This window comes from Mycetocola sp., assembly GCF_025464835.1.
GTDB lineage: Bacteria > Actinomycetota > Actinomycetes > Actinomycetales > Microbacteriaceae > Mycetocola_A.
In genome coordinates this window covers 28,992-50,837 of record NZ_JAODMP010000021.1, presented here as the reverse complement: position 1 = coordinate 50,837, position 21,846 = coordinate 28,992, and the positions used below count along the sequence as shown (strand labels likewise).

19 protein-coding genes are annotated in these 21,846 nt (G+C 66.8%); 6 read left to right on the top strand and 13 right to left on the bottom strand.

Annotation, left to right across the window (positions count from 1 at the left end; translation table 11 throughout):
- Window position 1: 1 nt before the first annotated feature.
- Window positions 2-1,084 carry an NADH:flavin oxidoreductase/NADH oxidase gene (locus tag JWP90_RS02950; protein ID WP_297359395.1) on the top strand — a complete coding sequence of 361 codons (1,083 nt, stop codon included), beginning with the start codon at window positions 2-4 and terminating at the stop codon, window positions 1,082-1,084.
- 35 nt (window positions 1,085-1,119) lie between these two features.
- On the opposite strand, the gene JWP90_RS02945 is transcribed toward JWP90_RS02950, so the two are convergent.
- From JWP90_RS02945 to JWP90_RS02930, 4 genes are all read right to left on the bottom strand, one after another.
- A complete protein-coding gene (locus JWP90_RS02945) occupies window positions 1,120-1,311 on the bottom strand; it encodes a DUF2795 domain-containing protein (RefSeq protein WP_297359394.1) in 192 nt (63 codons plus the stop codon).
- Between the two features lie 104 nt (window positions 1,312-1,415).
- Window positions 1,416-2,465, bottom strand: a complete 1,050-nt coding sequence (locus JWP90_RS02940; protein ID WP_297359392.1) for a hemolysin family protein — start codon at window positions 2,463-2,465, stop codon at window positions 1,416-1,418.
- Entirely contained in the window at window positions 2,458-3,774 is a 1,317-nt protein-coding gene (locus tag JWP90_RS02935) for a hemolysin family protein (RefSeq protein WP_297359391.1), read from the bottom strand. Before JWP90_RS02935 ends, JWP90_RS02940 begins: the two co-directional genes overlap by 8 nt.
- 278 nt (window positions 3,775-4,052) lie before the next feature.
- The gene (locus JWP90_RS02930; RefSeq protein WP_297359390.1) at window positions 4,053-5,492 is read right to left on the bottom strand and encodes a GuaB1 family IMP dehydrogenase-related protein; all 1,440 of its coding nucleotides are present in this window, start codon (window positions 5,490-5,492) and stop codon (window positions 4,053-4,055) included.
- 135 nt (window positions 5,493-5,627) lie between these two features.
- Between JWP90_RS02930 and JWP90_RS02925 the strand changes: the two genes are divergently transcribed.
- Complete coding sequence (locus JWP90_RS02925; RefSeq protein WP_297359389.1) at window positions 5,628-9,320, top strand: multifunctional oxoglutarate decarboxylase/oxoglutarate dehydrogenase thiamine pyrophosphate-binding subunit/dihydrolipoyllysine-residue succinyltransferase subunit; 3,693 nt, start codon at window positions 5,628-5,630, stop codon at window positions 9,318-9,320.
- Window positions 9,321-9,357: 37 nt separating this feature from the next.
- Here the strand turns inward: JWP90_RS02925 and JWP90_RS02920 are convergent, their stop codons facing one another.
- The 3 genes from JWP90_RS02920 to JWP90_RS02910 all read right to left on the bottom strand — a co-directional run bounded on the left by JWP90_RS02920 (window position 9,358) and on the right by JWP90_RS02910 (window position 11,258).
- Window positions 9,358-9,729, bottom strand: a complete 372-nt coding sequence (locus JWP90_RS02920; protein WP_297359388.1) for a hypothetical protein — start codon at window positions 9,727-9,729, stop codon at window positions 9,358-9,360.
- Between the two features lie 675 nt (window positions 9,730-10,404).
- Window positions 10,405-10,647, bottom strand: a complete 243-nt coding sequence (locus JWP90_RS02915) for a zf-HC2 domain-containing protein (RefSeq protein ID WP_297359387.1) — start codon at window positions 10,645-10,647, stop codon at window positions 10,405-10,407.
- Window positions 10,644-11,258, bottom strand: coding sequence for a sigma-70 family RNA polymerase sigma factor (locus tag JWP90_RS02910; protein ID WP_297359386.1), 615 nt, complete (start codon window positions 11,256-11,258; stop codon window positions 10,644-10,646). Before JWP90_RS02910 ends, JWP90_RS02915 begins: the two co-directional genes overlap by 4 nt.
- 105 nt (window positions 11,259-11,363) lie before the next feature.
- Here JWP90_RS02910 and aroA point away from each other — a divergent pair, with 105 nt between their 5' ends.
- From aroA to bcp, 3 genes are read left to right on the top strand one after another with little or no spacing between them, the layout of a single operon-like run.
- Window positions 11,364-12,725, top strand: coding sequence for a 3-phosphoshikimate 1-carboxyvinyltransferase (gene aroA / locus JWP90_RS02905; protein ID WP_297359385.1), 1,362 nt, complete (start codon window positions 11,364-11,366; stop codon window positions 12,723-12,725).
- Window positions 12,722-13,774, top strand: coding sequence for a ribosome small subunit-dependent GTPase A (rsgA, locus tag JWP90_RS02900; protein ID WP_297359383.1), 1,053 nt, complete (start codon window positions 12,722-12,724; stop codon window positions 13,772-13,774). The genes aroA and rsgA overlap by 4 nt, the downstream gene beginning before the upstream one ends.
- Before the next feature lie 19 nt (window positions 13,775-13,793).
- Window positions 13,794-14,270, top strand: coding sequence for a thioredoxin-dependent thiol peroxidase (gene bcp, locus JWP90_RS02895; RefSeq protein ID WP_297359381.1), 477 nt, complete (start codon window positions 13,794-13,796; stop codon window positions 14,268-14,270).
- Window positions 14,271-14,278: 8 nt separating this feature from the next.
- Here the strand turns inward: bcp and JWP90_RS02890 are convergent, their stop codons facing one another.
- From JWP90_RS02890 to JWP90_RS02880, 3 genes are all read right to left on the bottom strand, one after another.
- On the bottom strand, window positions 14,279-16,585 hold the full coding sequence (locus tag JWP90_RS02890) for a hypothetical protein (RefSeq protein ID WP_297359379.1): 2,307 nt from the start codon (window positions 16,583-16,585) through the stop codon (window positions 14,279-14,281).
- Window positions 16,586-16,591: 6 nt separating this feature from the next.
- Window positions 16,592-17,296 (bottom strand): peptidoglycan-binding protein, encoded by a 705-nt coding sequence (locus tag JWP90_RS02885; protein ID WP_297359377.1) that lies wholly within the window; start codon window positions 17,294-17,296, stop codon window positions 16,592-16,594.
- Window positions 17,297-17,415: 119 nt separating this feature from the next.
- Complete coding sequence (locus JWP90_RS02880) at window positions 17,416-17,802, bottom strand: hypothetical protein (protein WP_297359375.1); 387 nt, start codon at window positions 17,800-17,802, stop codon at window positions 17,416-17,418.
- 249 nt (window positions 17,803-18,051) lie between these two features.
- On the opposite strand from JWP90_RS02880, the gene JWP90_RS02875 reads away from it, so the two are divergent.
- Window positions 18,052-18,300, top strand: a complete 249-nt coding sequence (locus JWP90_RS02875) for a WhiB family transcriptional regulator (RefSeq protein ID WP_090711166.1) — start codon at window positions 18,052-18,054, stop codon at window positions 18,298-18,300.
- A gap of 54 nt (window positions 18,301-18,354) precedes the next feature.
- Here JWP90_RS02875 and JWP90_RS02870 read toward each other — a convergent pair whose 3' ends face one another.
- From JWP90_RS02870 to JWP90_RS02860, 3 genes are read right to left on the bottom strand one after another with little or no spacing between them, the layout of a single operon-like run.
- On the bottom strand, window positions 18,355-19,848 hold the full coding sequence (locus JWP90_RS02870) for a sensor histidine kinase (RefSeq protein ID WP_297359369.1): 1,494 nt from the start codon (window positions 19,846-19,848) through the stop codon (window positions 18,355-18,357).
- Between the two features lie 51 nt (window positions 19,849-19,899).
- Window positions 19,900-21,147 (bottom strand): regulator, encoded by a 1,248-nt coding sequence (locus JWP90_RS02865; protein ID WP_297359368.1) that lies wholly within the window; start codon window positions 21,145-21,147, stop codon window positions 19,900-19,902.
- Window positions 21,144-21,743 carry an SAF domain-containing protein gene (locus JWP90_RS02860; protein WP_297359366.1) on the bottom strand — a complete coding sequence of 200 codons (600 nt, stop codon included), beginning with the start codon at window positions 21,741-21,743 and terminating at the stop codon, window positions 21,144-21,146. The genes JWP90_RS02865 and JWP90_RS02860 overlap by 4 nt, the downstream gene beginning before the upstream one ends.
- Window positions 21,744-21,846 lie beyond the last annotated feature (103 nt).

The following is a 21,846-nucleotide window of genomic DNA, read 5'->3' as shown; positions in this document are numbered from 1 at the left end:
AATGCCTGAACTGTTTTCACCCCTGACCATTCGCGCGCTTCCCTTGCGCAACCGCCTGTGGATCGCGCCGATGTGTCAATATTCGGTGTTCGCCGAGGACGGCGTTCCCACCGACTGGCATCTCGTGCACCTCGGCCAGTTCGCCATCGGCGGCGCCGGCCTCGTTCTCACCGAAGCGACAGCGGTGACGCCTGACGGCCGGATCTCGCCCCGCGACACCGGCATCTGGAACGACGAGCAGGGCGCAGCCTGGAGCCGCATCGCCGCCTTCATCCGATCCCAGGGAGCCGCCGCCGGCATCCAGCTCGGCCACGCAGGGCGCAAGGGGTCGACCTTCCCCGCGTGGGGTACCGACGAGCGAGGTACGGTTCCGGCGGCGGACGGAGGGTGGCAACCCGTCGGCCCGACCACGGAACCATTCGACGGTTTCGCCGCCCCTCTCGCCCTTGACGAGGGAGCCATCACCCGCATCGTGGAGGCGTTCGCAAATGCGGCAACCCGCGCGGTGACCGCCGGTTTCGACGTCGTCGAAATCCACGCCGCACACGGTTACCTGCTTCACCAGTTCCTGTCCCCGCTCGTGAACACGCGAACCGACCGGTACGGCGGCACGTTGGAGAACCGGGCCCGTTTTCTCCTCCGGGTGGTCGGTGCGGTGCGAGCCGTCCTCGGCGACAGGGCGCTCTTCGTGCGGTTCTCAGCGACCGACTGGGCGGCAGGCGGCTGGAACGAGACGGACACGGCAACCGTCGCCCGCTGGGCCGCTGACGCCGGCGCCGACTTTTTCGACATCTCCACCGGGGGCGCCGTCGCCGGTGTTGAGATCCCGCTCTCCCCCGGGTATCAGGTCCGATTCGCGACCTACGTCAGGGATCACGCACACGTGCCGGTGTCGGCCGTTGGGCTCATCACCGACCCGACGGAGGCTGAGGACATCGTTCGTTCGGGCCGGGCGGACGCCGTGATGATCGCCCGTGAGGCGCTCCGTGACCCGCACTTCGCCCTGCGCGCAGCGGCGATGTCCGGCATCGACGAGCTGGTCCCTGGCGCGTACCGGCGCGCCCATTACCCGACCGGGAACTGACCGCTGTCGCGCGAAACAGCGGCTGTGGAGGGAACTCAGAACGACACGGCTTCGCTGACGCCGGTCGGCCCGTCGTAGCTCCGGTCGTCGATCCTTCCGAGCGCCGACATCACGTCGTCGTCCGCGCCGTTCTCCCGAGCCCTGCGGAGGATGTCGTCCTTCGACGCCGGGTATTCCATGCCGCCGAGTGCTTTCTGGAGATCGATCGGGCTTGGTCCGTTGCTCATGAGCTGATCCTTTCGCGGTGCGCGCCGTTCGACGCAGCATCCACGAAACCCCGAGTTGCCGGATCGCTCAAGCCCCTTGCCTTCACCGGGTCTCGGGGTCCCTGTCAGCGACGCTGCGTGGCATCCTGAACTTCGCCGACGAGTTCCTCGATGATGTCCTCGAGGAAGAGCACCCCGGTGGTCTCCCCGTCCGTGTTGAACGCCCTGGCCAGGTGGGCGCCCGAGCGGCGCATGATGGCGAGTGCGTCTTCGAGGTCTGTGTCCTGGAAGATCGACACCAACTGCCGGATCCGCTTGGCGGGCACCGGGTCGTTCTCGTCTCCCGGCTCGGCAGACGATTCCAGCCGCAACACATCCTTGAGGTGGAGGTATCCGCTGGGCAGCCCGTTGGGGTCGACGACCACGTATCGCGAGAAACCGTGCTTGGCGACAGCCCGTTCGACCTGCTCAGGGGTGGTGTCGTACGGCAGCGTGACGAGATGCTCGACGGGGATGGCGACGTCGATCACCTTCTTGTTGGTGAACTCGAACGCAGCGAGCAGCGCACCAGTCGAGTCGAGCAGCAGGCCCTCCTTCGTCGACTGGTTGACGATGTTGGCGACCTCGTCGAGCGTGAACGTTGACGTCGCCTCGTCCTTCGGTTCGACACCGAACAGGCGGAGCACACCGTTTGCGATGGCGTTCAGCGACCAGATCACCGGCTTGAACACGCGAGCCACGAAGACGAGCGGGGGTGCGAGGAAGAGCACTGCCTTGTCCGGAACGGAGAACGAAAGGTTCTTCGGGACCATCTCACCGAACACCACGTGCAGGTACGACACGAGGAGCAGCGTGATGATGAAACCGATCGTGCCGATGGCTTCTTCTGGCAGGCCGGTGATCCCGAGCGGCACCTCGAGGAGGTGGTGGATGGCCGGTTCCGACACGTTCAGGATCAGCAGCGAACAGACGGTGATCCCCAGCTGGCTGGTGGCCAGCATGAGGGTGGCGTGTTCCATCGCCCAGAGAGCCGTGATGGCACTGCGTTTGCCCTGTTCGGCCAGAGGCTCGATCTGGGAGCGCTTGGCCGAGATGACGGCGAACTCAGCGCCGACGAAGAATGCGTTGCCTGCCAGCAGGACGAACAGCCAGGCGATTCCTGCCCAGTCACTCATGATCGTCGCCCTCCTCGGCGGGGTGAGGGGTGAAGCGGATGCGGTCGATACGGCGCCCGTCGAGGCGTTCCACCTTCAGCGACCCGGCGTCGATGGGCACTTCGTCCCCGACGCGCGGCAGCCGCCCGAGTTCGCACATCACGAAACCGGCGACGGTGTCGTACGGCCCGTCCTCCGGGACCGAGATCGAGGTGCGTTCGAGTAGTTCGTCGGGGCGGAGGCTGCCAGGGAAGGCGATCGAGTCGAGTGTCTTGACGACGCCCGCCCGGGTTCTGTCGTGTTCATCGGCCACTTCACCGACGAGCTCTTCGACGAGGTCCTCAAGGGTTGCGATTCCGGCGGTTCCGCCGTATTCGTCGACGACGACGGCCATCTGGTAGCCGCGGCCCCTGAGCTCTTCGAGCAGTGCGTCGAGGCGCATGGTCTCCGGCACGCGGACGATGTCGTATTGCAGGGCTGACACCGGCACATCCGCCCGCTTCTCTCGCGGAACCGCGATGGCCTGTTTGACGTGGACGAGCCCGACCACGTCATCGGCGTCCTCGTCGATGACGGGGAAGCGGGAGTATCCCGTCGTGCGGGCCAGTTCGACGACGGCCTTCGCCGATTCGCCCCGGCGCACCGACTCGACCCGCGGGCGCGGCGTCATGACGTCGGCGGCAGTGTGGTTCGCGAACAGCAGTGTGCGGTTCAGCAGCGTCGCGGTGTCGCTCTCGAGCGTGCCTGCGCCGGCGCTTCGCCGGACGAGGCTCGACAGTTCCTCGGCGGTGCGTGCGCCGGACAGTTCTTCCTTGGGTTCGATCCCCATCGATCGGAGGATGCCGTTGGCGCTGCCGTTCAGAAGAGTCACCGCCGGTCTGAAGACCGTCGTGAACAGGGTCTGGAACGGAATGACGAGCTTCGCGGTGTGGACGGGCAGCGCGAGCGCGAAGTTCTTCGGCACGAGCTCACCGATGATCATCGACAGCAGCGTGGCCACGATGACGGCGACGGTCACGGCGATCGGCGTGACCGCTGCTTCCGGCAGGCCGAGCGACAGCAGCGGCGGGCTCAGCAGGGAGCTCAGCGCCGGTTCGATCGTGTAGCCGGTGAGCAGCGTCGTGAGGGTGATCCCGAGTTGCGCGCTCGACAGGTGGGTCGACGTGATCTTGAGCGCGGCGATGGTCATGCCGAGCCGGGTCTCGCCTCGCGCCTGGCGAGCTTCGAGCTCGGAGCGGTCGAGGTTGACCAGCGCGAACTCGCTGGCGACGAAGAGGCCCGTTCCCACGGTGAGGGCTAGGCCGGCGGCGAGGAGTATCAACTCAAACATGAGTCAACTCCCGGCGGGTGACGGGTTGATGAGCTTCGGGCGAACGGGCAGGAGGGGGGTCGTCCATTGTGGGTTCAAGTATACGCAGGCGGCGGTGGGAGTTCGCTGCGGAGCGTTGCGGCACGGGCAGCAGTCGCAACCGAAAAGGGAATCGCACGATTATCAGGATGCTTTTCAGCTTTCGGTCCTGTGAATCGTGCGATCTCCAGCGAAACGTGCACAACTCCTTCGCCATCACCCGCCCGCAGCGGAAGACCCGCGAGCGACGCCCTCACGGCTCACCAGGAGACGGGGAGCGCCTTACCCTCGTCGTATCCCGCCGCGGACTGCAGCCCGACAAGGGCCCGCTCCCGGAACTCGGCGAGCGAAGAGGCGCCAGCGTAGGTGAGCGAGGACCGAACCCCTGAGGTGATCATGTCCAGCAGGTCCTCGAGCGATGGGCGCGACGGATCGAGGTAGATCTTCGATGAGGAGATACCCTCGGCGAACAGTGTCTTCCGGGCGAGTTCGTAGGGGTCGAGTTTGCCGAACCGTTCCTGCACGGCCTTCGTCGACGCCATCCCCCAGCTCTCCTTGTAGAGCCTGCCGGCCGCATCCGTGTTCAGGGTGCCAGGGGCTTCGACTGTGCCGGCGAACCAGGATCCGACCATGACGGATGCCGCCCCTGCGGCGAGCGCGAGCGCCACGTCCCGCGGGTACCGCACCCCGCCGTCTGCCCAGACATGGGCACCGAGGTCGCTGGCCGTCTCGGCCGTTTCCAGGACGGCGGAGAACTGTGGGCGACCGACGGCCGTCATCATCCGTGTGGTGCACATCGCGCCAGGGCCGACCCCCACCTTGATGATGTCAGCGCCTGCCGCGACGAGGTCGGTGACTCCGGCCGCTGTGACGACGTTGCCTGCGACGAGCGGGATGTTCAGACCGAGGCCCTTGACGATGGAGAGTGCCCGAAGCATCCCCGCCTGGTGACCGTGCGCGGTGTCGAGCACGAGGGTGTCGACCCCGGCGGCGGCGAGCGCTCTCGCTTTCGCCGCTACGTCCCCGTTGATGCCGATCGCCGCTGCGACCAGCAGGCGACCGGATGCGTCGACCGCCGGCGTGTACAACGTCGAGCGCAGCGCAGACGTCCGGCTGATCGTCCCCACCAGCCGGCCGTGCTGCAGCACCGGCGCGAAGTCGAGGTCAGCGGCGACGAGCAGGTCGAACGCTGCCCGGGGGTCGCTAACGTCCTCCGCATCGATCGACGGCAGCGTCCCGTGCATCAGGTCGCCGAGCCGGTCGCTTGGATCCGCCTGTTCCAGCCCGCTCGCGGGGAGGCACCCGAGGTAAGAACCGTCCGGGTGGGTCAGCACGATGCCGTGGCCGGGGAGTGCCGGGCAAAGGGAAAGCGCGTCGGCGACGGTCGCATCGGGGTCGAGTTCGACCGGGATGTCGAAGGCGACCGGGCGGTCCTTGACCCAGCGGACGGCGGCATCCAGCTTCTGGAGCGGCATGTCCTGAGGGAGTATTCCCAGGCCGCCGCGGCGCGCGAGGGTCGCTGCGAGGCGGGGGCCGGTCACCGAATTCATGTTCGCGGACACGATCGGCAGGTGCGCCCCCGTGCCGTCGCCTGGTGCGAGGGACACATCGAGACGGCTCGACACGCGCGAGCGGGACGGGACGAGGAAGACGTCCGAATACGTCAGATCGAAGGCCGGGGCGTCGCCGTAGAACTCCATGAGCCCACGCTACCCATCCCGCAACCGGGCCGCAGCGTCTGCTGAATGGGATTAGGCTGGGACACGGATCTGGCAGCGCTTCCCACGGATGTCGCTGTCGTACTCACATCGACGTAAGAGAGTGGTGGTCTGGCGGTGTCAAGCCAGTTGGCCGGAGTGGGAACTGACGACGGTTCGTCGGGAGAATTCGGTGCGAACGAATGGCTCGTAGATGAGCTGTACGAGCAATACAGTGCCGACAAGAACTCAGTGGACAAGTCGTGGTGGCCCATCCTCGAGAGTTATCAGCCAGTCAAGGGTGACAAGGCTACCGGCGAGATCGCCGCTCACCCGATCACGGCGCCGATCCCCGTGATCGGCGTGCCGCCGGTGGCGAAGACGACGTCGGTGCAGCCGAAGGCTGCCCCGATTCCGGCGGATGCCCCGCGCAAGCCGTCGACGCAGCCGGCCCAGAAGGCGCCGTCAGACCCCACGGTCGAGAAGACCGAGCCGGTCGATACGGTTTCGCCGCTCCGCGGCATGGCGAAGTCGCTCGCCACGAACATGGACGCCAGCCTCACGGTTCCGACCGCGACGAGCGTCCGGACGATCCCGGCAAAGCTCATGATCGACAACCGCATCGTGATCAACAACCATATGAAGCGGGCGCGCGGCGGCAAGGTCAGCTTCACTCACCTCATCGGATGGGCGCTCATCCAGGCGCTCAAGGACTTCCCGAGCCAGAATGTCTACTACGACGTCATCGACGGCAAGCCGAGTGTTGTCGCTCCTGCCCACGTGGGGCTCGGAATCGCCATCGACATCCCCAAGCCGGACGGCACTCGCGCTCTTCTCGTCCCGGCGATCAAGAACGCCGACACCCTCACCTTCAGCGAATACCTCTCCGCGTATGAAGACCTGGTCTCCCGTGCACGCAAGAACAAGCTCACCGCCGAGGATTTCAAGGGCGCGTCGGTCTCGCTGACGAACCCGGGCGGCATCGGCACCGAGCACTCGGTGCCCCGCCTGATGAAGGGCCAGGGCTGCATCATCGGCGCCGGTGCCCTCGACTACCCGGCTGAGTTCCAGGGAGCGAGCGAGCACACCCTCGTCGAACTGGCGATCGGCAAGACGATCACCCTGACCTCGACCTACGACCACCGCGTCATCCAGGGAGCCGGTTCCGGCGAGTTCCTGAAGAAGGTCCACGAACTGCTGACCGGCCAGAAGTCGTTCTACCAGGACGTCTTCGCTTCCCTCCGCATTCCGTACGACCCGATCCACTGGGCTCCGGACATCTCGGTCGACCTCAGCGACACCGTCAACAAGACCGCTCGCGTGCAGGAACTGATCAACTCGTTCCGGGTTCGCGGCCACCTGATGGCGGACATCGACCCGCTCGAGTACGTGCAGCGCTCACACCCCGACCTCGACATCCTCACCCACGGGCTCACCTTCTGGGACCTCGACCGCGAATTCGTCACCGGCGGTTTCGGCGACAAGCGCCAGTCGAAGCTCCGCGACATCCTCGGCCTGCTCCGTGACTCCTACTGCCGCACCATCGGCCTCGAGTACATGCACATCCAGGACCCGGCGCAGCGTAAGTGGATCCAGGAGAAGGTCGAGCGTCCATACGCTAAGCCACGCCACGACGAGCAGATGCGCATCCTCGGCAAGCTCAACGAAGCCGAAGCGTTCGAGACCTTCCTGCAGACCAAGTACGTCGGCCAGAAGCGATTCAGCCTCGAGGGCGGCGAATCCACGATCGCCCTGCTCGACGCCATCCTCCAGGGCGCCGCCGAAGCAAAGCTCGACGGCGCCGCGATCGGCATGGCCCACCGCGGACGCCTCAACGTTCTGACGAACATCGCCGGCAAGACATACGGCCAGATCTTCCAGGAGTTCGAAGGCACGAACAACTCGAAGAACACCGGTTCAGGCGACGTCAAATACCACCTCGGCACCGAGGGAACCTTCCGGGCGTCCGACGGATCCGAACTTCCCGTCTACCTGGCCGCGAACCCCTCCCACCTGGAGGCCGTCGACGGTGTCCTCGAGGGCATCGTGCGGGCCCGCCAGGACCGGCAGCCGATCGGCACCTTCTCCACCCTCCCGATCCTCGTCCACGGTGACGCGGCGATGGCCGGCCAGGGCGTCGTTCTCGAGACCATGCAGTTGTCGCAGTTGCGCGGCTACCGTACGGGTGGCACCATCCACGTGGTCGTCAACAACCAGGTCGGGTTCACCACCCCTCCAGGCGAAGGCCGCACGTCGATCTACTCGACGGACGTGGCGAAGACCATCCAGGCGCCGATCTGGCACGTGAACGGCGACGACCCGGAGTCCGTCGTCCGGGTCGCCCAGCTTGCCTTCGAATTCCGTCAGGAATTCAAGAAGGATGTCGTCATCGACCTCATCTGCTACCGCCGTCGCGGGCACAACGAGGGCGACGACCCGTCGATGACCCAGCCGCTGATGTACAACCTCATCGAGCAGAAGCGCAGCGTGCGCAAGCTCTACACCGAGGCCCTCGTCGGCCGCGGTGACATCACCGAGGACGAGTACGAAGCGTCCCACCGCGACTTCCAGGACCGCCTCGAGCGTGCGTTCATGGAGACGCATGCAGCACAGACGGCATCGATCCCGGTCATCACAGACGACCAGGGCGACGACGGTTACTCGGGCGAGCCGGAGACCACCGGCGTCTCCGAGGCTGTCGTGCATCTCGTCGGCGACGGCTTCAACAACAAGCCGGCAGGGTTCACCGTCCACCCGAAGTTGCAGCAACTGCTGCAGAAGCGCCTCGACATGAGCCGTAACGGCAACATCGATTGGGCGTTCGGTGAACTGCTCGCCTTCGGTTCCCTGCTGCTCGAGGGCACCCCGGTGCGCTTCAGCGGCCAGGATTCGCGGCGGGGAACCTTCGTGCAGCGCCACGCGGTCCTGCACGACAGGGTCAACGGTCAGGAGTGGCTGCCCCTTGCCAATCTGGCGGACAACCAGGCCAGGTTCTGGATCTACGACTCCCTGCTGTCAGAGTACGCGGTCCTCGGATTCGAGTACGGCTACTCGGTGGAACGCCCGGACGCCCTCGTGCTCTGGGAGGCACAGTTCGGCGACTTCGCCAACGGCGGCCAGACGATCATCGACGAGTTCATTTCGAGCGCCGAGCAGAAGTGGGGACAGCGTTCCAGCGTCGTCATGCTGCTTCCGCACGGCTACGAAGGCCAGGGCCCCGATCACTCCTCCGCGAGGATCGAACGGTACCTGCAGCTGTGCGCCGAGAACAACATGACCGTGGCACGCCCGTCGACGCCAGCGTCGTACTTCCACCTGCTGCGCCGGCAGGCATACGCCCGCCCGCGCCGGCCTCTGGTCGTGTTCACCCCGAAGGCGATGCTTCGACTTCGGGGCGCATCGAGCGCCGTCGAGGACTTCACGAGCGGCAGATTCGAGCCGGTTATCGATGACGCCCGCGTGACCGACGCCTCGACGGTGAAGCGCGTGCTCCTGCACTCGGGCAAGATCCACTGGGACCTGCGCGCGGAGCTTGAGAAGAAGCCGAACGACACGATCGCGCTCGTCCGTCTCGAGCAGTACTACCCGCTGCCCACCGACGACCTCAGGGCCGTCATCGACCGGTACCCGGGCGCCGAACTGGTCTGGGTTCAGGATGAACCCGAAAATCAGGGTGCATGGCCGTTCATCGCGCTCGAGGCGTCGAAGCACCTCGGTGACCGCTCCATCCGCGTGGTGTCCCGTGCCGCTGCGGCGTCACCGGCCACCGGGTCGGCCAAGCGTCACGCGGCCGAACAGGCACAGCTCCTCGCGGAGGCGCTGACCCTGTAGCCTGCACAGCAAGAAACAGCGAGAAGGGCCCCGGCGATCAGCCGGGGTCCTTCTCGCGTGGGCGCCGAGAAGTCTTCACCCGGACAGGGGACGGGATCACGTCCTCATCCGGGGTGGGGCCGATGCCGAAGGTCCGCTCGAACCGTGTCGAGTCGAACGGGTACGGGCGTGTGTTCTGGTACGCCATCTCGAGAGCCTCGCGAGCAGTCGTGTTGAACAGCGAGTGAGGCTGCCGAGCGTCGAACAGCCAGGTGGGCGCTTCTCCGTCCCCGATCCTGTCGAGGATGAAGCTGCTGAGGACGCTGGTCGCGGCGCCTGGGCCGTAGAAGTCCGCACAGCGAGCGACGGTGTAGCCGAGACCGCGTTGCCTGGCTGCGGCGTCGAGCATCCCGAGCAGGGACGCTCGCACCTCACCTTTCCTGCTGCACGGCTCGACCGGGGTGACTCCGTCATCGGCGGGGTGGCCGCCCCTTACACGGAGACGATGTCGACATCGACGAGGTGGGTTCCGTTCGCGACGCATCCGTCGATGGTGTTCCGGAGAATGACGGGCCACTCGGTTCGCCACGCTTGTCAGGGTGTGCGAGACTCCCACGGTAAGGGAGACGACCTCGGCGCCCGCCAGCGTGTTGCGAACGGCCGTGCTGTCTCGCAGGTCGGCTGCTCGGGATTCGGCGTGGACGGATGGTGCGCCCGACCGTGATACGGATACGGTGCCGTCCGTCGCTGAGCGCCGCGGCTGTCTCGCGAGCGACGACCCCGGTTCGGCCGAGGAGGACATGGTGTGCGTTCGATGTCATCATCAGGACTCCCTGTCCTGGCGTTCTCGTCGGTTTCGGTCACCGGGACGAGGCCGTCGCGCAGGTAGTACGTGCACGTCGTTACGGTGATGCCGCCCTGGCTTGCTCCTTCTGAGATGCTCGCTGATCGCAGCACTATCGATAGTTACAAGGCTGAGGGCGACGGGGAGCAGAACACGCAGCCGGGTGGGAACACGTGAGTTCCGGACGGGTCAGGAGTCGTGATCACACCCCGATGTCACGGGGCGCCGGTGAGGTGGCGCCCCGTCCGAAAGTGTGAGAATTTAATGCGTCGCCTGGGCAGCCCGCAGCGTGGCCATCACCTGGAGTCTGAGGTCTTCAGGCGCGCTCTCCTTGCATGCGCGCTGAACGGCCTCGGTGAGGGTCCTGGCAAGCAGTGCCTCTTGCTGGCATGACGCACAGTTCTCGAGATGCTCCCGAATGTCAGCGGAGTTCGTCGAGCACACCTCGTTACGGAGGTATTCCTCCAAATCACGCTTGGCTTTTTCACATCCGCAATCGGTCATTTCTTCGCTCCTGCCCGGCCGGTATCGATACCGCGCTCCTGGGCGTAATCGGCCAACAGGTCCCTCAGCATGCGCCTGCCTCGATGCAGGCGGCTCATGACGGTCCCGATGGGTGATTTCATGATGTCAGCGATCTCCTGGTAGGCGAAGCCTTCGACGTCCGCCAGGTAGACCGCGAGCCGGAAGTCCTCCGGAATATCTTGGAGGGCATCCTTCACCGCACTGTCCGGCATCCGGTCGATGGCCTCGGCCTCGGCCGACCGTGACGCTGAGGCGGTCCTCGACTCGGCACCGCCGAGCTGCCAGTCCTCGAGGTCATCGATCGTGCCCTGGTACGGCTCGCGCTGCTTTTTGCGATAGATGTTGATGTACGTGTTGGTGAGGATGCGGTACAGCCACGCCTTGAGATTCGTCCCCTGGGTGAACTGGCCGAAGGCCGCATATGCCTTGACGAAGGTTTCCTGTACGAGGTCCTGCGCGTCTGACGGGTTCTTGGTCATTCGCATGGCGGCGCCGTAAAGCTGGTCGATGAACGGCAGCGCCTGTTCTTCGAACAGGGCGCGTGGATCGTTCTCCGGCTCGGGAGGGAAGGTTTCATCGACGGTGCTCATCACCGGCCAGTCTACGGCCGGTACGTACGCAATGGCGTGATCGAGCACTGCTGTTACCACCCTGGACGCCCTTTCTCTGCAAATCGCCGTTACATTAGAGGAACAATGCTTGAGTCAAAATATTCCGCACCGGAGTTCGACATCTACGGCGACCGGCACCAGCCGGCCGGCGACGGATCGTGGGCTGCGCCTGTCGCCGAGGCTCCGGTCGTCGCCATCGTGTCCCTTCCCGGGTCGAAATCCCTGACCAACCGTGAACTCGTCCTCGCGGCTCTCGCCGACTCGCCGTCGCTTCTCCGCTCCCCGCTGCACTCCCGCGACAGCCAGAACATGGTTGACGCGCTGAAGGCGCTCGGCGCGACGATCACGGAGGGGGATGCGACCGGCGCCTTCGGTCCGGACTGGCTGGTCACCCCCGGTGAGCTGACCGGTTCGACCACTGTGGACTGCGGCCTCGCCGGCACAGTGATGCGGTTCGTTCCCCCCGTCGCAGCGCTCGCGCTCGGCCCGACAACGTTCGATGCCGACGCCGCCGCGCGAGGACGCCCGATGCTCACCCTGATCTCGTCTCTCAAGGCTCTCGGCGTCGACATCAACGACGACGGGCGCGGCTCGCTCCCGTTCACCGTCCACGGCACCGGGCGGGTCGGTGGAGGGGAACTCACCATCGACGCGTCCAGCTCCAGCCAGTTCGTCTCCGGCCTTCTCCTCGCCGCCGCACGGTTCGACGCCGGCCTCACCCTGAGCCACTCGGGAGATCGGCTGCCGAGCCTTCCCCACATCGATATGACCGTCGCCGCCCTCGCGGAGCGTGGTGTCCGCGTCACATCGCCTTCTGTCGGGGTCTGGCGGGTCGAGCCGGGTGCGATCGCCGGCCGCGACGTCGACATCGAACCCGACCTCTCCAACGCCGCCCCGTTCCTGGCGGCAGCGATCGTCACCGGTGGAACCGTGACCATTCCCGGCTGGCCGGCCGAAACGACCCAGGTCGGGGCGGAGCTGCTCGAGCTGCTCCCCCGGTTCGGCGCCACCGTCGTCAGGGAAGGCAACCGTCTCACCGTGACGGGTGGCAAAACGATCCCCGGTGTCGATCTCGACCTCACGACGGCCGGTGAGCTCGCTCCGGCGCTCACGGCGATCGCCGCGCTGGCGGACTCCCCGTCGACGATCACCGGGATCGGACACATCCGACACCACGAAACCGACCGGCTCGCCGCCCTCGCAACCGAGATCAACAAACTCGGCGGCAACGTCACCGAGCTCGAGGACGGGCTGCGCATCGAGCCGCGGCCCCTCACCGGGGGCACCTGGCTGAGCTATCACGATCACCGGATGGCAACGACAGGCGCGATCCTGGGCCTGGTCGTGCCAGGGCTCGTCATCGAGAACATCGCGACGACGGGGAAGACCCTTCCCCAGTTCCCGGAACTGTGGACGACGATGGTCGCGGGGGCCGTCCTCGGATGAGCTGGTGGGACACCGACGACGCCGACGACGAACCCGAGTTCGACGAGTCGAGCATCCGAGCGCGCCCGAACCGCAAGGGCAATCGCCCGCGGACGAAGACGAGGCCAGAGCACAACGACGCGCAGACCGCCCGGGTTCTCGCCGTTGACCGTGGCCGTTACACCGTGCTCCTCGACGAGGGCGCAGAAACCGAACGACGGATCACGGCCTCCCGGGCGTCAGAGCTTCGCAAGCAGGCCGTCGTCAACGGCGACCGGGTCAGGATCGTCGGGGACCTTTCCGGCGACGAAGGCAGCCTCGCCCGGATCGTCGGGATCGTTTCCCGGACGACTCTGCTCCGCCGAAGCGCCGACGACACGGACGAAGTCGAGCGGGTCATCGTCGCCAACGCCGATCAGATGTTCGTCGTCGTCGCCGCCGCCGACCCTGAGCCGCGGGAGCGCCTCGTCGACCGTTACCTGATCGCGGCACTGGATGCAGGCATCCGACCGATCCTCTGCATCACCAAAACCGACCTCGCCGACCCCAGCGGTTTCCTCCACAACTTCGCCGGACTGGATCTGCAGGTCTTCACCAGCGCCACCGATCGGATGCCGCTGACGGAGATCACTGCGGCGCTGGTCGGGCATGACACGGTCTTCGTGGGCCACTCCGGTGTGGGCAAGTCGACTCTCGTGAACGCGCTCGTGCCCAGCGCTCAACGCGCAACAGGGCATGTCAACGCCGTCACCGGGCGCGGGCGGCACACCTCGTCGTCGACCGTGTCATATCGCGTCGAGGGCGAGGCCGGAACCGGCTGGGTCATCGACACCCCTGGCGTCCGGTCGTTCGGTCTCGGCCATATCGACCCCGCGAACATCCTCCGCGCCTTCAGCGACCTGGGCGAGGTGGCTGAGCGGTGCCCGAGGGGATGCACGCACCTGCCGGACGCACCGGACTGCGCCATCGCGGAGGCCGTGGAGGCAGGGGAACTCGGCGGCACAGGGGCAGCGAGGCTGGACTCGCTTCAGCGCCTTCTCGCGACGTTCATGAAGCCCACCCAATACTGACCTCGCCTAGGCTGGGAGCATGACAGACGCGCGACTCGCCGCAGGCGACCAGGCCCCATCGTTCACCCTCCGAAATGCCGACGGTGAGCCCGTTTCGCTGGCTGACTTCGCCGGCTCGAAGGTGATTCTCTACTTCTACCCGGCAGCCATGACTCCTGGGTGCACCACTCAGGCGTGTGACTTCCGGGACAGCCTCGGTTCGCTGCAGGGCGCCGGCTACAGCGTGCTCGGCATCTCGAAGGATGACCCGGCCACGCTCAAGACGTTCGAGGAACGCGACGCCCTGACGTTCCCGCTGCTCAGCGACGAGGACCTCGCCGTGCACCACGCGTATGGCGCGTACGGCGAGAAGAATTCATACGGCAAGATCATCACCGGGGTGCTCCGGTCCACCTTCGTGATCGACGAAGAGGGAACGATCGAGCAGGCGTTGTACAACGTCAAGGCGACGGGTCACGTGGCATCCCTGCGCAGGAAGCTCGGTCTGGCTGCCTGACATTGCCGTCAGGCGGGCGGTGCGGTCGGGGTGGGATCAGGGGTTGGGGTCGGCGTGGGGGTCGGTGTCGGCGTGGGGGTCGGTGTCGTCGGCGTGATGGGCTGGGTCGGCGCCGGCTGATCCGGTTCGGGCGCTGAGGGCACCGGGGTGCTCCCGCTGCCTGGTGCGCGCGACCCGCCCGTCGTCGGGACAGGCGACGGCGTGACGGTCGGCTCCGTCCCGCGCTCGGGCGGCAACCCGGCGCTGGGGTCCGCCCTCAGGATCTCGAGAATCCGCAGTTTGTACCCGTTCAGCGCATCGGCCAGCTCGGACAGCGGCCGGTCGCGGATGGAATCGCCGTACTCGGCGATTTCCTCCCACAGCCTGCCCAGTTCGAGCATGCTGCCTTCGGACAGCGGGCCGTCCAGCGTAACGACCAGCTGGCTGGCGAGCGCGAACGTGACGCACTCGACACAGTCGTAGTTGACAGCGGCGGAGAGGTTCTGCGGCACGTTGACGCTGGCCTGGCCGACGACCAGGACGACCTGGAAGCTGACGGCCACCGCGGCGCACCCGGTGCAGCTGGCGAACGCGTACGCCTCGTTCGTGGTGTCGACGCGGTCACCGTTCGCCCAGACCAGGGCGAAGGCGACGTCGTAGATCACCGATCCGTCCTGAGTGTTGACGGCGAGCGCCTGGGTGTCTTGCCCGGTTGCAGCGTCAGGGCGGTTGAAGGGGAAAACCCATGACGGTGCAGCGGAACCGTCACCGCGGGGCACGAGGACGACGGCGATTTCGGGATTCTCCGGCCCGGGGAGGGTCTGCTGCCCTGACATCAGTGCCAGGGTTTCGCCGCGTTCGCGTTCGCTCAGTCCAGGGGAATGCGGGGCGACGGCGGTCACCATGTCGACGAGGGTTCCACCCTCGTAGGCTTCGATCGGCCGGTAGCTGTCGGCGTCAGGCCACCAGGCGAACGCGACGGCGCCGACAAGCGCCGCGACCACCGCCAGGGAGAGCGATCGTTTGAGAGGGCGCCCTGCTGATGACCGCCACGCTGTCTGGAAAAGCTGGCGGACGAGGCGGATCAGAATGTAGGTCAGCCCGGCGACGGGGATCGCGATTGCGAGCAGGCCGAGAAGGTGGCCTCCCGCGGTGCCGTAATCGGCAGAGGCGATACCCTCCCCGAGGCGTGCGGACTGTTCCCGCATCCCGGCGAGGGCGCTTCCGACCAGTCGCGGGAACGACAGGACGATGACGACCAGTGCGAGGATGAGCAGCGGGACGACCAGCAGGACCCACACCGTGATGACGGTCCTCGCGCCTGGTTTGAGCAACCGGGACTCTGCGCCGCCCCACCGCCAGGGCAGCAGGCCGAGCAATGTGGGTTGAATTCGCTGGAACAGGTCAGGAACGCCTGTCGCGTCGGCGAGCACGTGGTAGCCGTCGAAACGCACGATGGGTGCAAGCTGGCGCACCATGAGGAGAAGCTGGGTGGCGACGATGAGCAGCAGGGCGTCGGATGCGGTGAGCCGCCAGACTCCGACCACGACGACCGCGACGATGGCGTTGAAGTACAGTCCGCCCAGGTCGGTGAGGAGACGGCCCCGACGGTCGAGGCGGTACGAGTCGGTGACATCGGTGTAGAACGCGGGCCAGACCAGGTACAGCCCCGCTCCCATCCTCCCCGGTGTCGCTCCGGCCCGTGCTGCTGCGGCGGCATGGCCGAACTCATGGAACCCGGCTGACAGCAGGGTGATCACGAACGTCAGGAGCAGCAGGCCCGGCCGGTCGAACGCTTCGTGCGCAGCGGACGCCAACCCCTTGGTCATGAGCAGCCACCAGCAGATGGCGGCGAACGCAACCAGCACGATGACGACGACGATCGGGGAGAACAGAGCTTGGAACGGCCGGGTGAGTCTTTGGGTGCGTTCCGGATCGGTCACCGCCACGCGGAATCGCATCCGCAGCAGGGGATCAGACTTCTTCACCTCCGGCTGAGACCCGTCGGCCAGGCGGAGGAGCCCGAGCTGCAGCAGGTGGGTGTCGATCAGGGTCTGGACATCCCCGGCGCTGACGGCCCGGTTGTGAGCAGCGCCGACCGCCTCAGCGATCGACTCAACCGTCCGCGTGCCGTCGACCGCCTCCAGCACGTCGTACAGGAGAGGCGTGAGTTGCAGGACCTGCCCGTCGCTGCGCCGCACGAGCGCTGGGGGCTCGCGGTACCCGGATCCCTGCGTCCCACCCAGAAGCTGGATGCCATCGGCGCGTGCGGGCACGGCGAGAGCCGGTTGAGCCACATTCCGGCTCCCGGCGGCCGCCTCCTCGATCTGCGCCATCGTCGCTTACTGCTGCAGGTCGGACTGCTGGCCGGCGGTCGCAGTCGCCTCGCCGTCGATGTTCTGGGTGATGATCGCATCCTGCTGCGCGATCGCCACCGCATTGCTGTCGATCGAGCCGATGTTGGCGGCTACGGCTGCGTCGATGGGCGCAGCCACGTTCGCGTTGGCAGCGACAGCACCGTTGATCGGCGCTGCGACGTCGGCGTCAGCGGCAAGGTCGATGTCGACGTCGAGCAGGTCTCCGCTGAGGGCCGATCCGAGCTCATCGGGGACGACGTTCCCGTCGGCAGGGAGGGGCGCACCGTCGACGGGCAGGCCGCCATCTGGGGCGATCGATGAGCCTGTCGTCGTTGCTTCACCGACCGGCTCGGTGCCGGTGGGTTCTGCCTGGTTGATGGTGCTGTCCTGGGTGGAGGTCGCGGTGGCATCCGCGGTGATGCCCTGGTCGATGAGGACGCCCTGGTCGGCCATCGCCTGCGCAGAGGAACCCGCTGAGAGGATGTTCGCTCCGACGGCCGCGTCGATCGGCGCGGCGACGTTGGCGTTCGCGGCCACCGCCAGGTCGATGGGGGCGGCGACGTCGAGGTTGAGATCGAGGTCGGCGTTCAGGTCGAGGATCGAAGCGACCTCTTTGTCAGGCAGAGCGGTGATCCCCTGTGCAGCGAGTTCCTCGGCGGACAGGGCGGTTGGTTCGTTGGCACCAGTCATCGTTGTCTCCTTACGCGGCCGGCGGGCGCGGGCCATCCCCTCCAACCCTGGCAGGCGGCCGCAGCGGAACCGGGAAGCCGCCAGAGGGCTTGCGAAGCGCAGGGGCGTTTCGCTATGGGCTACACACCGTCGCGCGAGATGGCAGCCAGCACCGACGGGGTGAACAGCAGAACGAGCACGACCACACTCGGGGCGAGAAGCGCCCATCCGATCGCCGGCTGCGCGAACGCGCCCTGAAAGGCCCCGATTCCGATGGCGAGCTGGACCAGCTGCCAGATCACCGCTCCCCCACGCACCCAGCCGGAGCGGCGCAGGGCGCCGATCGCCACAGCGGAAATGAAGATGGCTCCGATCGCGGCGAGCACCGTCAGGGCGATCGCGCTGACGAGCGACGTGGCCGGGAGGGTGAGGATGTCGACGACCAGAACGAGAACCACCACGATCATCGCGGTTGCCTCCAGAAACAGCAGTCCGGTGAGCAGTCGGAGAGCCGGCGAGCCACTCACCCCGGGCGTGTCGGCGGGAATCATAGCGCCCGAACGTGTCGGATCTGTTTCATCGATGTTATTCACAGGTATATCCCATACGAAGCTATTGATTTGGCGGGTGCTCTATGTCACGATTGTTGAGGCCCGAGTACGACGCTCACAGAGAGGTGAGCAGATCCGATTTTTCGTGATCGCCCTCTCTTCAACTCGGCAATCCCTCATTTCCGACCATATCGGTCGTTTACCCTCATTCAAAGGAGCACCCGCATGGACTGGCGCGATAAAGCCGCTTGCCTCACAGCCGACCCGGAACTTTTCTTCCCGGTAGGCAACACAGGGCCGGCCGTCGACCAGATCGACAAGGCAAAAGCCGTATGCGGCCGCTGCACCGTCACCGAGATCTGCCTCCAGTACGCATTGGAGACCGGCCAGGACTCCGGCGTGTGGGGCGGCCTCTCCGAGGACGAGCGCCGCGCGCTCAAACGTCGCGCCGCACGCGCGCGCCGCGCTTCCTGACCTAAGACACGAAAACTCCCGGTCCGATGGGCCGGGAGTTTTTTGCGTGTGGCGTCAGGACCGGGAGATCCAGCGCAGGGGAACCTCGATGGTCACCTCGGTGCCTGACCCCATCACGGTGTGCCAGTCGATGGTCCCGCTCAGCTCGCCCTGGATCAGGGTGCGCACGATCTGCGTGCCGAGTCCTGTGCCCACCTTGCCTTCCTGCAGCCCGACCCCGTTGTCACGGACAAGCACGGTCAGTTCGTCTCCTGACCGGTCGGCGACGATCTCTACTTCGCCGTCGCGCCCGGCGAGGCCGTGCTCGACGGCGTTGGTGACCAGCTCGGTCAGTGCGAGCGCGAGTGGTGTCGCGTAGGCGCTGGGCAGCACGCCGAACTCTCCCGTCTTACGGGGGTGCACCGTTGTGTTGTGCGAAGAGGCGACCTCGGCGATCAGCATGAGGACCCGCTCGAAGACCTCATCGAAGTTGACGTCCTGCGTGAGCCCTTGGGAGAGCGTGTCGTGGACGACGGCGATCGCGGCCACCCGGCGCATCGCCTGGGTCAGGGCCTCACGGGCTTCATCGGAGTGGGCGCGACGTCCCTGGATCCGCAGCAGCGAGGCAACCGTCTGCAGGTTGTTCTTCACCCGGTGGTGGATCTCACGGATGGTCGCGTCCTTCGTGATCAGTTCGCGTTCCTGGTGTCGCAGTTCGGACACGTCACGGCAGAGCACGATCGCTCCTGCCCGTTCACCGCGGTGGCGCAGGGGGATGGCGCGAAGCGAGACGGTTACGCCTCGCGCTTCGATATCGGTACGCCACGGAGCGCGGCCGGTGACGACGAGCGGAAGAGACTCGTCGATCACCTGCTTGCCCGGGAGGATGAGAGTCGTCACCTCGGCGAGCGACTCGCCCTCGAGCTCGTCGTTGAAGCCCATCCGGTTGAAGGCCGACAACGCGTTCGGGCTTGCGAAGGTGGTGGTGCCGTCGACGTCAAGCCGGATCAGGCCGTCGGATGCCCGGGGCGCTCCGCGTCGGGGACCGGTCGGCGCCGACAGGTCGGGGAAGTCGCCTGTCGCGACCATTTCGAACAGGTCGTTGGCGCACTCGTTGAAGGTCAGCTCCTGGCGGCTGGGAGTGCGGGCTTCGCCGAGGTTGGTGTGCCTGGTCAGCACAGCGACCGGCGCGGGGGCGTTCTCCGCCGACGTCGACGCGAGACGTCGCATCACGGGCACAGCCCGGACCCGCGTCGGCGTCTCCTCGTACCAATCCGGTGCGGTGGAGTCCACGATCCGCGCGGTCTCGTATGCCTCGGTGACCTGTGCCCGCCATTGCGGCTTGATGAGCTGACCGACGAAGTCCCGGTAGAACAAGGTCGCCGCGCTTGACGGCCGGTAGTGGGACACCGACATGAAGCTTCCGTCGCCGGTCGGCACCCACAGAACAATATCGGCGAACGCGAGATCGGCGAGAAGTTGGGCGTCGCCGACGAGCATGTGAAGCCAGTCGACGTCCTCGTCTGTGGAGCGGCCGTTGGCGAGGACAAGGTCACTGAGCGTCGACATTTCTCCAGTCTACGGCCGCTCCCGATGCCTCGAAGCGCGGCCGCTGGCCCCTCACCCGGCGTGAAGCGGGCGGGCCGGGTGCCGCCGTCGGAGCGCCCGGCGCCCGGCCGCAGCAGGCACAGGGGGCAGGATACGGTCGGCGACCAGCCGGGAGACCGCGGCGAGCGCAGGCGACCGCGGGCTCACGTCCCTCAGCGCTCGCCCGGCGAGGAGCGCAGCATCCGTGCCCTTGTCGTCGGCGGGAACCAGAACGGGATCCTGGATCCCCCCGAAACGCTGCAGGGTGGCCCGAACCTGTCCGTTCGGGTTCAGGCCGATGACGCTGGCCCGCACCTTGTTGATCACCGGGAGAACGGGCCGGTCCTCGACCAGGTCGAGCAGATCCGGATACACCCGCAGGAAGCGGGCGAGGCCGATCGGATCCGCGGCGCCGACGGCGAGAACGCGGTCAGCAGCCCCCAATGCAGCCAGTGTGGCGGCGTTGCGCCGGGGCGCGAACAGGTCACTGGAGATCTCCTCGTCGTTCTCGAGGCTGAAACCGGTATCGAGAATGACGTAGTCAGCCCAGCCGCGACAGGCAGCGATGGTCCTCGAGACGCGGTCGGTGCTGATCTCCGGCCACCGAGAAGCACGGGGGATGCCGGTGAGCACGGAGAGCGTTCCGCCTGCGACGGAGTACGGCTGGCGGATCCGGTCGAGTTCCGCCAGGCTGAGTCCGTTCTGGCCTGCCAGGCGGCAGGCTGCAGCGAACCCCGGTGCTTCGTCGAGCATCCCGAGCACCGGTGCGATCGAGGCACTGTGGGTGTCGGCGTCGACGAGGGCGACGGTCCTGCCTGCTGCGGCGATTTCGGTCGCCAGGTTGATCGCCACGGTGGTGCGCCCTGGAGCACCTGCCGGCCCCCACACGGCGACGACGACGCCGGATCGTGTCCCGCCCCCGGCCGCCGCCTCCACCGCTCCCCCTCTGACGACCTCGTCGATCGCGTCTGGCGACGTGGCGGCATTGAGGACGTCATAGAGCCCGAGCGCCGCCACGTTGCGTCGCGCGGCAGCGGAGGAGGCGAGCGCGACCACGCGAATGCCGCGGGCGTCGCAGGCGGCGAGAAGCGCAGCACTGAGACGGTCCTCATCAGCGGACACGAGCAGCACATCGGGTGTGACCGCGGAGATCGCGACCACGGGGTCGGTGAGCGGACCGATCCTCATCTCGACCCGATGCCCGCGTTCGACCATCGCGGCGACGAGCCGGTCCTCATCGTCGCGGTCAAGGAAGAACGCCAGGTTCGCCATGTTCGTCATCCGGCCGGGACGAGGGAGATGGCGCTGTCGCCGGCCAATGCTGCGAGGAGGAGCGCCACAGCCCCTGTCGGGACGAGGATCTCGACGGTGTCCGCAGGGCCGGCAGCGACGATGCCCTGCGGCTCCAGGACCTCGACGACGCTCGCGCCGCCGACCACAACGACGGGAGGCGCGAACGACCCGTCCTCCTGCTGCTCCGCGGCCCAGACGTCGACGAGGGAACCGGGCTTCACCGACCCGGGGAGCCTCGTCGCCGATTCGACCACAACGGCTCTGACCTGCACGGCCGCCTTCGCTTTCACAGCAGAACGAGGCACGAGTTCGCCTTCGAAGACCGTGCGGGTGACCACCAGTCCCCCGTCAGGCACGCTGACGAGGTAGCGGGCGTCCGCGGCGCCGAGGCGCACGTGGGCGATCTCGAGGTCGTCCTCGGCGATGGTGTCGCCGACGGAGAGAGTCGATGCCGCAACCAGCACGGGGCTGGACTGGTCAGCGGCTTCGACGACGACCCATACCCCGGCCACCGAGGCGAGGATCAGCCCGGCACCGACGACGACGCGCGGGTCGACTGCAGGCAAGCGCAAGCGCCCGTTCATGGAACCTCCGAACCCTGACCGCTGCGCAACCGACAGCGGCGTGTCCCCAATCGTGCCAAGTTCCCGCGCTGGCTGAGAAAGTTATCCACAGTCGGTTCGGAAG

Excerpts from the sequence above, each read along its gene's own strand:
- JWP90_RS02950 (WP_297359395.1), top strand. The coding sequence starts at position 2 with ATGCCTGAACTGTTTTCACCCCTGACCATTCGCGCGCTTCCCTTGCGC.
- JWP90_RS02945 (WP_297359394.1), bottom strand. The coding sequence starts at position 1,311 with ATGAGCAACGGACCAAGCCCGATCGATCTCCAGAAAGCACTCGGCGGC.
- JWP90_RS02940 (WP_297359392.1), bottom strand. The coding sequence starts at position 2,465 with ATGAGTGACTGGGCAGGAATCGCCTGGCTGTTCGTCCTGCTGGCAGGC.
- JWP90_RS02935 (WP_297359391.1), bottom strand. The coding sequence starts at position 3,774 with ATGTTTGAGTTGATACTCCTCGCCGCCGGCCTAGCCCTCACCGTGGGA.
- JWP90_RS02930 (WP_297359390.1), bottom strand. The coding sequence starts at position 5,492 with ATGGAGTTCTACGGCGACGCCCCGGCCTTCGATCTGACGTATTCGGAC.
- JWP90_RS02915 (WP_297359387.1), bottom strand. The coding sequence starts at position 10,647 with ATGACCGATTGCGGATGTGAAAAAGCCAAGCGTGATTTGGAGGAATAC.
- JWP90_RS02910 (WP_297359386.1), bottom strand. The coding sequence starts at position 11,258 with ATGAGCACCGTCGATGAAACCTTCCCTCCCGAGCCGGAGAACGATCCA.
- aroA (WP_297359385.1), top strand. The coding sequence starts at position 11,364 with ATGCTTGAGTCAAAATATTCCGCACCGGAGTTCGACATCTACGGCGAC.
- rsgA (WP_297359383.1), top strand. The coding sequence starts at position 12,722 with ATGAGCTGGTGGGACACCGACGACGCCGACGACGAACCCGAGTTCGAC.
- bcp (WP_297359381.1), top strand. The coding sequence starts at position 13,794 with ATGACAGACGCGCGACTCGCCGCAGGCGACCAGGCCCCATCGTTCACC.
- JWP90_RS02890 (WP_297359379.1), bottom strand. The coding sequence starts at position 16,585 with ATGGCGCAGATCGAGGAGGCGGCCGCCGGGAGCCGGAATGTGGCTCAA.
- JWP90_RS02885 (WP_297359377.1), bottom strand. The coding sequence starts at position 17,296 with ATGACTGGTGCCAACGAACCAACCGCCCTGTCCGCCGAGGAACTCGCT.
- JWP90_RS02875 (WP_090711166.1), top strand. The coding sequence starts at position 18,052 with ATGGACTGGCGCGATAAAGCCGCTTGCCTCACAGCCGACCCGGAACTT.
- JWP90_RS02870 (WP_297359369.1), bottom strand. The coding sequence starts at position 19,848 with ATGTCGACGCTCAGTGACCTTGTCCTCGCCAACGGCCGCTCCACAGAC.
- JWP90_RS02865 (WP_297359368.1), bottom strand. The coding sequence starts at position 21,147 with ATGACGAACATGGCGAACCTGGCGTTCTTCCTTGACCGCGACGATGAG.
- JWP90_RS02860 (WP_297359366.1), bottom strand. The coding sequence starts at position 21,743 with ATGAACGGGCGCTTGCGCTTGCCTGCAGTCGACCCGCGCGTCGTCGTC.